This is a genomic window from Paenibacillus sp. J22P277 (assembly GCF_059383675.1).
On sequence record NZ_JBXENS010000001.1, the window covers coordinates 988,298 to 999,384 of the forward strand.

An 11,087-nucleotide genomic window follows, 5' to 3' on the forward strand; every position below is an offset into this window, starting at 1 on the left:
TGCTTCGCCTTATTTCACAAATTGGAACCAGCCAAAATCGAATTGGCTGCCCGGCAAGAACACGAAGGTGACGTCTTGTTTCCCGGCGACGGGCGTCAGCTCGAAGACGCGTTCTTCATAGCCGGCGGACCGCGTGAATTCGATCAGCTGCACGCTTTCGCCGTCCTGGCCCTGGAACCGGACATGGATCGAATTGCTGGCGATCGGCGAATGGCCCAGGATGACGAGCTTCGATGCCCCATCGGACGTAAAATCCATCTCGTCGAAGACCAGGGATACATTGTTCCCGATTCCTTCCACGCCATGCTCCGCGATCGTGAACAAATCCCCGTATATGCGGTCGCATTCCGCGGCGCCGATGCGCCCGAAGACTCTGTTCCGAGCTTCGAACGTAAACCCTTTAATATGCACCTTCTTCCGGAGAACGAAACAAATCGACGCGATGCCGCGAAGCCGTTTGGACAGTGTATACGTCTCTTCCTGGTACACATTCCATTTGGATTCCTTCTGGTAGATCACATCCGCGAGCAGCTCGCTGTTTGCTTCGCCGGGCATGCCTTCCCATATCTGCATCTCGTATGGCTCGCTGCTTAGGGCGAAGATCGGAATGGTGATGCTGTCCGAGCCGTACGAGCCAAAGTCGAGATCGCGGAAGCCCACTTGTGTCTCGCCGTCCCTGCTGGTTGCTACGCCTCTTTCATTGCCGTTCCCGACTTCGCCTTTGCTGTAATCGTACAGCCCTGCGGAGACGAACCCGTACGGATCTTTATACGCCGTGCCGAGTCCGACCGCCGTAAATTCCAACTGGGAGATGAGCTTCGTCTTGTCCGTGCCGTTCTTGCTCATGCAGCGAACACGGAATTCCCCGTCGCCAAGCGCGGTAATCTTCGCTTCGAGTCCATTCGCTTCGACCGTGGCGATGTTGGACGTAATGCCGGTCTCGTTCACGACTCGCCACTCTACGTCCGGATACGACGTATCCGCAGGGTACAGCTTCGCGCGCACCGTCATCTCTCTTCTTGTGGCATCGAACATCTGTCCGTTCGTGCAGAGGAGCTCCATCTTTCGCAGAGGAATTTCCCGCAGGCTGCCCATAACGCCTGGAAGTGCACGGTTGCTCGCGGTCGCCGCGATTCCCTGCAAGGCTTCCGCATCGGCCGGAAGCGACTCGAATTCCGCCGATCGGTCTTCCATACCTTCAGAGGAAACGTCGATCCGAAGTTTTCCCGGAACCTTCGTTGCCCCAATGATCGCCATAAGTTTGCCGCTGAATAACCGCCGGCTTACACCCTTGTAGGGGTCGTAATCGGTGCTGTCTCCATTATCGAGACCGAGCAGGCGGCCAGCTCCCGTCACCTCGACGAGCACGCGGTTGTTGGCATTCTCGACCGAATGGCCGGCTTCGTCCGACATGCCGATCTCCACGAAGATCAAGTCCGTGCCATCGGCGCGAAGCGTATCCTTGTCCGCCTGCAGCCGAATCGCCTTCGCATCTCCAAAGGATTGCTTCACCTCACTTGCAATAACATGGCCGTCCTCGTCATAGGCGATCGCCTTTAATTCCCCTGCTTCGTACGGAAGCTTCCACCAGCCGACCAGCTGCGTGCCATGCGCATGATCGATATCGAAGGTTCCCTTCGAGACGCCATTGCAGAACAATTCGATCTTCGGCGCATTCGAGCATACCCGAACGTCGACCATCTGGCCCGGATTGAAATCCCAGTACGGGAATATATGAACCATCGGACTCGTCTTGTAATCCGTCCAAGCTGCTTGGTAGACAAAATAGGAATCCTTCTTGAACGTGGCCGTGTCGATCTGGCCGAAGTACGAATTCTTCGTATGGTACGGCGTCGGTTCGCCGATATAATCAAACCCGGTCCAGATGAATTGGCCAAGCGAGAACGGCATATCGCGCTCCGCGAGAATGCAGGCTTCCGCCGACTTAGCCCCCCAGCTCGTCGCACTGTTGCCGAGCGCGGAGCACTGCTCGTCGTCGTCCGCCAGGATGGATTTGTCGAACGGAAAATGGTAGATGCCCCGACTTTGGACGACGGAGGCGGTCTCGCTGCCGTAGATGATCCAATCCGGATGCGCCGCATGATGAGCAGCGTAATACTTCTCGGCGTAATTATAGCCGACGACCTTCACGATTTCCGCGCAGCGCTGCGCGTTCTCCCACGGCATGTAATTCGAGCCGATCGTCACGCAGGCGTTGCCCAGCGGATCGTGCTTGCGTACTTCGTCCATCAGCATGCGCGTGAGCGCCTGCCCTTTCTCATCGGCATGGGTATCATAGATCTCGTTCCCGATGCTCCACATCAGCAGGCTCGGACGATTACGGTCCCGTCTGACCCAGCTCCGTACATCGAGCCGCGCCCAGTCCCGGAAGAAACGCGCGTAATCGTAGCGGGTCTTCGGCCGCTCCCACATGTCGAAGGCTTCCGAGACAACGAGGAAGCCCATCTCGTCCGCCAAATCCATCAGTTCCGGCGCCGGCATGTTGTGGGCCGTGCGGATCGCATTGACGCCCATGTCCTTCAGGATCCCAAACCGTCGGCGCAGCGCTTCCTTGTTGAACGCCGCCCCCAATGCCCCGAGATCGTGATGCTCGCAGACGCCGTTCAACTTCATGCGCCGGCCGTTTAAGCGGAACCCTTGATCGGGGGTTCGCGCAATCTCCCGGAACCCGATTCGTTGTTCGACGGCCTCGATGACCGCCGGCTCAATGTTCTCGTCTTGGTTCTCAGACGCGACCAGTTGAAGCTCGGTTACGAGTCGGTACAGATGCGGCTCAGCCGTACTCCATAACAGCGGATCGGCAACCTGCAGCGTCTGACGATCATGAACGATCGGTTCCCGTTCCGCTGCAATAAGCCCAGTGACAGCAGCTATCGCTTCGTCTTTGTACAGAATCGTATGGGTGAGCCGTGCGTCTTCGAACAGATTCAATTCGGTCTCGACCTCGACCAGCCAATGATCTCCTGCACGTCTCATGGCAATATAGACGCCGTCCGTCGCGATATGATTGCGCGCTCTTGTCTTCAGCCAGACGTTTCGATAGATGCCGGCGCCCGAGTACCACCGGCTGTTCGGGCTTTGGTGCACGACCTTCAGCAGAATTTCGTTACCACCCTCCACGAGCGCGTCCGTGATATCATGCTCGAACGAGGAATATCCGTATTTCCATTCCCCAATCCATTGACCGTTCACGTAGAGCGTAGAATCCATATAAACGCCGTCGAAGCTTAACAGGACCCTGTTCGCGTCATTCACGCGCTCATACCGCTTGCGGTACCATCCGATGCCGTTCTCGTACAGGTTCGACGCGTCATAGATGAGCCAATCATGGGGGAGATCCACCGGTTCGAACGTCAATCCGGCCCAATTCGCGGCATCCAGCCCGCTTTTGGCAAAGTCCCAGCCGTCGTTAAACAATATTTTCTGATTCACGGATTAGCTTCTCCTTTTCTGCGCTTAGCCTTTGGTGCCGGTCACGGCGATTCCTTCGATGAAGTACCGCTGGGCGAACAAATAGACAAGGATGATCGGTACAAGGGACATGGTCGTTGCGGCCAAAATCAGCGGATAATCCGTCCCGTTCACCTGCTGAAAATAGCGGATTCCCATTTGAATCGTGTACAGCTTTTCTTTGCTCAAGTAAATCAAGGGCTGGAGAAAATCATTCCATGAACCGAGAAGGCTGAATATACCGAGCGTCACGAGCGCCGGCTTGGCCAGAGGCAGCACGATCCGGAAGAAGATCCCTAATTCCGAGCAGCCGTCGATGCGGGCGGACTCATTCAAGTCATGCGGCAGCTGAATGAAAAATTGCCGCAGCAGAAACACGCCGTACGGGCTGAATAAATGGAGGAGGATTAATGCCCAGTGCGTATTCACAAGGTGCAGATTATTCATGATTCGGAATTGCGGAATCATAATTGCCTGTCCTGGAATCATCATCGTCGCCAGATAGAGCATAAACAATTTGTTGCTCCCCGGAAATTTCAGCTTTGCGAAGGCATACGCCGCAAGCGATGCGGAGATGAGCGATCCGGCTGTTGATAGGACCGATATTTTGATTGTGTTCCAATAGAACGTCCCAAAAGGGATTTTTTTCCACACGTCGCCATAGTTCGACCATAACGCCTTCGCGGGAATGAGCTGCATGGAATGCTGGAAGATCGTCGCCTGATTTTTAAGCGAGCCCGACAGCATCCATACAAAGGGCAGCACGGTAACGATGCATACAAGCAGAAGCAAGATATACGTCCACGTGTTCTTGAGAACCTGTTTCCTGCCAAGGCCGGCCGTCTTGGAATTATTGCTCGCTATCAGCTCCACAATATGGCGCTCCTTTCTCTAGTAGGTGACCCAACGCTTTTGGACTCTCAGCTGAATCAGCGTCAGGATCAGTATAATCACGAACAAGACGTAGGACATTGCCGAGGCCGCTCCGAAGCGATAGTTCTGGAAGGCCGTGTTGTAAATGTAGTAGACGAGCACGTTCGTCGATCTTCCCGGGCCGCCTTGCGTCATCGCCATGACCGTATCGAAGACCTGGAACGAGCCGATAATCCCTGTCACCGTGCTGAAGAAAATAACCGGCGACAAACCTGGGAGCGTCACATGCAGGAATTGTTTAAACCGGTTCGCTCCGTCGAGCTCGGCTGCTTCATACAGTTGACGGGGCACGCCCTGCAGCCCGGCGAACAGAATGACGGCACTGTATCCAACGCTTTTCCAGATGCTGACCATCATAACCGCTGGCAGCGCCAAAGAGGTTGAAGCCAGCCAAATCGGCGGATCGCTGACACCGAAGAAACGCAAAATCGTATTAATCGGCCCATACTGCGTGAACATCGCGGCCCAAATAATGCCGACGGCGATGGAAGCCGTAATATTCGGAAAGAAATAGAGGACGCGGAACGCTTTAATCCCCCGCACTTTAACATTCATTACAAGCGCGAGCAGAATCGAAAGCACAATGGTAAGCGGTACGGTGACGGCCGTGTAATAGATATTATTTCGCAATGAAATGCCGAACGTCTCGTCCGTCAGCAAATCCCGATAGTTATCCAATCCAATGAACTTAATCGGCGTAAGTCCGTCCCACTTCGTAAAGCTCAAATAGAGCGAATCGAGTATCGGATATAAGATAAACACGAGCAAACCGATCAGACTCGGCGCCAGGAACAAGTACGCAATACTGTATTGTTTGAAGCGGAGCATGTTTTCCCTCTCTTCCCCGTATGGATGCGGCTTAGTAAAGCTCCCCGCCCGCGGCCGGGCAGGGAGCCTGCGCAGCAATTTAGCTTATCACTTGACTTCTTTCTTGATGCGATCCTGGATATTCTGCATCGTCTTATCGAGCGACTGTTTCTTCAGTAGATAAAGGGAAGACTCTTCCTTCATAATGTTCATGCCTTGATTGTAAAGCGCATCCATCGGCACTTGGCTCACCACCTTGGTATTGTCGGAGAAGATGCCTGCATGTTCCGGCGTCGTCACTTTAGTGAGGAATGCCTGCTTCACGGCATCGGAGCTCCATGGCGTCAGCAGCCCGTTTCCTGCAATGATTTTGGCCGCTTCCTCGGAAGCGATGAAGGTTGCAAGCTTCTTCGAAGCATCCATGTTGTCCGTTTCCTTGTTTACCATGACGACGGCAAAGGAGCCCGTCGTGGCCGGTTCCGAATCCTGCCAGTGCGGAAGCGGAGCGATGTCGTAGTTCAGCTTCACGCCTTTCTGCTGAATGGCGTCGTTCAGTTGCTGGACAGCCCAGTCACCGTTCCACATCATGGCAGTGGTTCCCTGCAGGAATCGTCCCGCGTAATCGGCACCCGCGTTGCCGACGAGTTCTCCGAACGGTTGCTGTGCTCCATCCGTGTAGGTCAGATTATAGTAGTACTCCATCACCTGCTTGAATTTCGGCAGCTCCTCGGAGTTCAGCGGATTATTCGCACCCTCGATATTAGCCAGTACACGCCACCAGGTATTGTCGGATTGATAGCTCATGGAGCCGTATGTCTTGTTTTGACCACTCCCGCTCGTCAGCTTTTTGGCAGCGTCTTCATATTGATTCCATGTCCAGGAGCCATCCGGATAGGTGATTCCGGCTTTATCGAACAGATCTTTGTTGTAATAGAGCACCCATTTGCTGGTCCGGTACGGAAGACCAAAGATATGGTCGTCGTATTTAAGCTGCCCGATCGGATCGCTGATACCGGCAAGATCCGGCGAGCCTGTGATATCATCCAGCGGCTCGAGCACTTGTTTGGATACGTATTCCGCAAGATTGGAGGTGGATTGCGTGGCGAATACGTCCATGTCGCCGCCGCCTGTCGATAGATTTACGAGAATTTTCTGGATGTAGTCGCTGCTCGGCACGTAACTGGCATTGACTTTAATGTTTGGATATTTCTGCTGGAAAGCGCTTAATATTTGATCCATGTAAGGCTGCTCGTCAGTCCAGTCAAAGAAATTGAGCGTGACGGGCTTATCGGAGTCCGCACCGGTCTTCGTGTTGGTGTTGGCGTTGGTTTCGGCGTTAGTATTCGCGTCTGCGGAATTCGTGTTAGAAGCTTGACCGGGATCCGCGTCGTTCGATGAACAAGCGGTCAATAAGCCGGTGCTGAAAACGGTAACAAGTGCGCCTAGCAGCAAATATTTATTTCGTTTCATGCTGGTAAACCCCCGTCGATAGATTCGATGTCGCGACCATCTACGCTTCATTTTAGCGATGGCCCGAGTCTTTGAAAACGATTTAACTTTCGGAAAAGGGAACTATTCTTCGGCAATTCACCTACGGCCGCAAGACAACAAACAGCCCTCGGGTCCCGTCCGGAAGGCTGCGTTCAATTATTCGTTTGGCGGGTCAAGTCTGTAGGTTACGGTATTCAGTCGGTGTCATGCCAAGGAAGATTTTGAACATTTTGCTGAAGGACCTCGGGTCCTTGTAACCCAAATATTCGGATACGTACGTGATCTTGAGGGTAGGATCTGCCAGCATGGTTTTGGCTTGTTCAATCTTCATCCGGGTCACGTACTGAATGAAGGTTTCGCCGCTCTTCTCCTTAAAATATTCACTGAAATAAGTAGGATTGAAATGCACGTAGTCCGCTACTTCCGCGAGCGTGAGCGGATGCTGCAAATGCTTCTTGATATAGTCTTTCACCAATCGAATGATTTTATTGTCGCTGCTTTCCTTCGCTTCCACACCTTTGATATGCGTGAACCGGATGCGGATCGCATGCTGGACGGCAGATAAATTACTCACGTCGTTCGAGGTTAAGCGCAAATCCTTATCGAACCCGTGGATCCGGTGTTTGCTGAAGAAGTGGTTTGCGATGCGGCGAATCTCATCCACGTACTCCGACATGGTCATACGCCCGCCTAACAGTACCTGACCCTCAGCGATTGAGCCGGCAACCCGTTCGGCGTCGAAGGCTTCCAGCGCGTTCAGCAAGTGGAATTCGAATTGCTGAAGCTTGGCATGCTGCGCGTCGGAACGCATGGTGATGCTCAGAAAATCCTTCTTGAAATTCGCGAACACGGCAAGGATATCGTTATCGTGAACCGGCTTCAGCAAATAATCGTACGCCCTCAGGCGCAGCGCACTTTGCATCAGTGCGAATTCGTCGTACCCGGTCAGGAAGACAACCGGAATTCGGTATCCCAACCGCGTCAGCTCATCCAACGTATCGATACCGTCCCGTCCGGGCATCTTGATATCGCAAAAGATCAAATCGAACGCCCCTTGCTTAATCCGATCGATCGCTTCTACTCCGTTCGCCGCTTCTTCGATCGTCCACTCAGCGCTTAATCGCTCCACCATACGCACGATGCCTTTTCGAATCAGCCATTCGTCATCAACAATCAATAAGCGCAGCATGCATTTAGCTCCCCTTTCTATCGGCTATTAGTGCGCAGTTCCATGCGCGGAATTCGGATTTGAACCGTCATACCCGCCCCGTCCCCGCTTAACAGCGTTAATCCATACAGCGTCCCGTACTCCAATTGAATCCGGGCATGCAGGTTTTTCAGTCCGATTCCGGAGGTACTGAACGTCAGTTCGTTCGTCTCATCCGCCAAATAAGCAAGCAGCTTGGACAGCTCGCCCGGTGCCATACCCGTACCGCTATCCGCTACCGTGATCCGGATCCCGTCCTCATACGGTTGAACCGCAATCCGGATCATCTTCGGCCCAATCGACTGGTCGAAGCCGTGATGGATGCAGTTCTCGACGACTGGCTGAAGCAGAATCGGGATCGTCATGCACGTAAGGAGCGCCTCGTCGAGGTCGTATTCGACGACCAGCGCGTCTCCCGAGCGGATCTGCTCGATGCGCAAATAATTCTGAATCTGCCGGATCTCGTCGCGAAGCTCGACTTTCGAGTCTTGTTTGTTCAGACTGTATCGCAGCATGCCCCCGAGTGCCGAAGTGATCTCCACGATCCCCTTGCGATCCCCCATTTCCGCCAACGCCCGAATCGCCTCCAGGTTGTTGAACAGAAAATGCGGCCGGATTTGCAGCTTGAGCGTGTTCAGCTCCGCCTCCTTTTGCTTGAAGCGGATTTCCAGCACCTGATTGATCAGCTCATCGATTTTCTGGTTCATTTTATTGAACGCCCGTCCGACCAGGCTCATCTCCAGGTTGCCGTTCAGCGCTTGATAGGAGACGTTGAAGTCGCCCTTCTCCACTTTCCCCATTAAAGATCGAAGCGCTTTCAACGGTTTCGTGATCGTGTCGGAGAACAGTACGGATACGATGACGATAACGAGAAATAGAATGGCCGATACCGTAAGGATCGATTTGTAAAGAATCGCCGTCCCTTTGTTCATCTCGGCTTCGGAGACGATCCCCACGATTTTCCACCCTGTATTGGCCGAATCAATATGATTGACGATCAAGGATTCGGTGCCGGCCTTTATGTCTTGCACTTGGTCGGTCAAGGCGGTCAATCTCGGCTGCAGGTGAACGTACCGGTCGTTCTTGCTGTAAATGATCTGCTGCCGGTCGTCCAATACGATAATGTTCGAATCCTCGCCCAGTTCCACGCGCTTGAAGACGCTTTCAAGTCCTGTGAAATTCACATCGATGATAATAACCCCGAGTATCGGCCCATTGTAAATTTTGATCGCGCGGACGACCGAGAAAGCCGGTTCCGGCCGGTTCGCAATTCGCGTATCGTTTATTTTACCGGTGAAGACGACTTTGCCGTTCGCCGCGATCGCTTTCTTATACCAAGGTGAGTTCTTAAAATCATACGCGTAGTTGATGTCCGCGTTGTAGATAGAGCTGGAGAACACCTGCCCGTCTCTTCGGTAAATGGAAACGCTTTGCAAATCTTCACGAGGATTACGGATCGCTTGGGTCAGCAGGCTTTGAATCTGTTTAAAATCCGTATCGCTGATGGTTCCCGTTTCCTGCATGATGTTCAAAATCGCGCTGTTGTAGTAGGGCAGAACGGACAGCCGGGTAAGCTCGTCCAGGTACGTGTCCAAATGGTTATTGACCAACTGGACCGTGTTATTCACGTTGCTCTCCATGCTCTTTCTCATTTGATTGCTATAGATCCAACTGGATAACACAGTCAGGAACAGCATTGGAAAAAGCACAAGCGGCATGAACGTCAGAATCATTTTTTTCTTGAACGTGCGCGACTCCCAATATCTTCGCAACGCCGACAAACTTAGAGCACCCCCTAATGGGTATTCGGATCCTAGCATACTATGTTTATCATTGTAGCATAGGAGATGATGAGTTAAATGAGCATTAATCCCTGTCGGTTCCACGTCGTTGATTTCTGTATAAGCACCTCTATCCAAACCAATACATCCCCGGCCATTAGTGGCCGGGGATTGTTAGGGCATCATTAAGTACGAATTTCGTATGCCGGATCAATCTTGTCTGCTTTGTGTAGAATCAAGTAGAGCATCTTCGCCGCTTCGGCGCGAGTGGCGTTGCCGAGTGGATCAAACATATTATTTGCCTTGCCGGCCACAATGGTCGCGTCCTGCATGGCATACACTGCTTCTCTTGCATAGCCGGAGATCAAACGATCGTCCGAGAACGTGATGATCTGTTTACCTGTCTTCAGGTAAATGTTGTTCGCGGTCGCCAATCGCTCCGTAATGACCATGATATCCTGCCGCTTAATCGGATCGTTCGGACCAAACCGTTTGTCATTGTAGCCACCGACGATGTCGTTGACCTGCGCCCAAGCGATGGCATTGCTATACCATTGGCCCGGCACGGCGTCATTGAACGCCAAGCTGCCGCCCAGCTGAGCACCGCCACCGAACGCGTTGTAGAGCATTTGCACGTATTGCGCGCGGGTGAGGACCGCATTGGGGTTGAACCTGCCGTTGCCGACACCGGTTACGTATTTCTGCGCTTCTAACGAACGGATGTAGCCTTCTGCCCAATGTCCGCCGATGTCCGTGAAGCTGGTAGAAGAAGCGGTCAGATCATCCGCGTCGATCGATACTTCCAGGTCCGGGTTGTCCTGGTCGAGGATAATTGGACGCCCGGTGCCAGTACTCGAACCGATAGAGGCGTCTCCGCCCGATTCGCCGACCGGGCGGGAGATCTGGACGGTCTGCACTTTCTTCGGCGTGGACACCGGCTTGCCCGCGCTGTCATAGCGGGTCACTGCCGGGGTGATCGAGATAGTCTCGCTCTCATTGCCCGTATAGCGGACTTTCAACACACAAACTTCGACCTTGCCGGAGAAAGCATTCTTCCCTTCGGTCGTCATGCCGCCGATCAGATGCCGGGTGCCGTTGTATTGATACAAGCCCGTAAAGCCCGCATCCATCTCATGGCTGAGATACGTCAAGCCGTCCGAAAGTTCGACGGACATCTCCACGCCGGCATACTTCTCCTTCTCTGCAAGCGAAATGATGATCGTGATTTCATTCAGGGCTGACTCCACATTCACCGGGATGGCGGAATTCTCCGCACTCACGGGGATGGCAGCGCGCACCGGCAGGGCGAAGATGCCAAGCAGGAGGACCAGCGAAGATGAAATCAATAAAACATGGCGCAATTTCCCCAAAACGCTCATGGCATTTTCCTCCCAAGC

Annotated in this window: 7 protein-coding genes; all 7 read right to left on the reverse strand. The window is 53.3% G+C overall.

Going from position 1 to position 11,087, the window contains the following annotated elements; translation table 11 throughout:
• Positions 1-9: 9 nt before the first annotated feature.
• Entirely contained in the window at positions 10-3,453 is a 3,444-nt protein-coding gene (locus AC50YL_RS04640; protein ID WP_494829673.1) for a glycoside hydrolase family 2 TIM barrel-domain containing protein, read from the reverse strand.
• 24 nt (positions 3,454-3,477) lie between these two features.
• The gene (locus tag AC50YL_RS04645) at positions 3,478-4,344 is read right to left on the reverse strand and encodes a carbohydrate ABC transporter permease (RefSeq protein ID WP_494829675.1); all 867 of its coding nucleotides are present in this window, start codon (positions 4,342-4,344) and stop codon (positions 3,478-3,480) included.
• Positions 4,345-4,362: 18 nt separating this feature from the next.
• Entirely contained in the window at positions 4,363-5,232 is an 870-nt protein-coding gene (locus tag AC50YL_RS04650) for a carbohydrate ABC transporter permease (protein ID WP_494829677.1), read from the reverse strand.
• A gap of 87 nt (positions 5,233-5,319) precedes the next feature.
• A complete protein-coding gene (locus AC50YL_RS04655; protein ID WP_494829679.1) occupies positions 5,320-6,681 on the reverse strand; it encodes an ABC transporter substrate-binding protein in 1,362 nt (453 codons plus the stop codon).
• A 193-nt stretch (positions 6,682-6,874) separates the two neighbouring features.
• A complete protein-coding gene (locus AC50YL_RS04660; protein WP_494829681.1) occupies positions 6,875-7,891 on the reverse strand; it encodes a response regulator transcription factor in 1,017 nt (338 codons plus the stop codon).
• Between the two features lie 17 nt (positions 7,892-7,908).
• Positions 7,909-9,561: a cache domain-containing sensor histidine kinase gene (locus AC50YL_RS04665; RefSeq protein WP_494829683.1), complete on the reverse strand. Its 1,653-nt coding sequence runs from the start codon at positions 9,559-9,561 to the stop codon at positions 7,909-7,911.
• A gap of 314 nt (positions 9,562-9,875) precedes the next feature.
• Positions 9,876-11,069, reverse strand: a complete 1,194-nt coding sequence (locus tag AC50YL_RS04670; protein ID WP_494829685.1) for an S-layer homology domain-containing protein — start codon at positions 11,067-11,069, stop codon at positions 9,876-9,878.
• Positions 11,070-11,087 lie beyond the last annotated feature (18 nt).

Coding starts and splice junctions, on each gene's coding strand:
- AC50YL_RS04650 (WP_494829677.1), bottom strand. CDS start 5,232: ATGCTCCGCTTCAAACAATACAGTATTGCGTACTTGTTCCTGGCGCCG.
- AC50YL_RS04655 (WP_494829679.1), bottom strand. CDS start 6,681: ATGAAACGAAATAAATATTTGCTGCTAGGCGCACTTGTTACCGTTTTC.
- AC50YL_RS04660 (WP_494829681.1), bottom strand. CDS start 7,891: ATGCTGCGCTTATTGATTGTTGATGACGAATGGCTGATTCGAAAAGGC.
- AC50YL_RS04665 (WP_494829683.1), bottom strand. CDS start 9,561: ATGAGAAAGAGCATGGAGAGCAACGTGAATAACACGGTCCAGTTGGTC.
- AC50YL_RS04670 (WP_494829685.1), bottom strand. CDS start 11,069: ATGAGCGTTTTGGGGAAATTGCGCCATGTTTTATTGATTTCATCTTCG.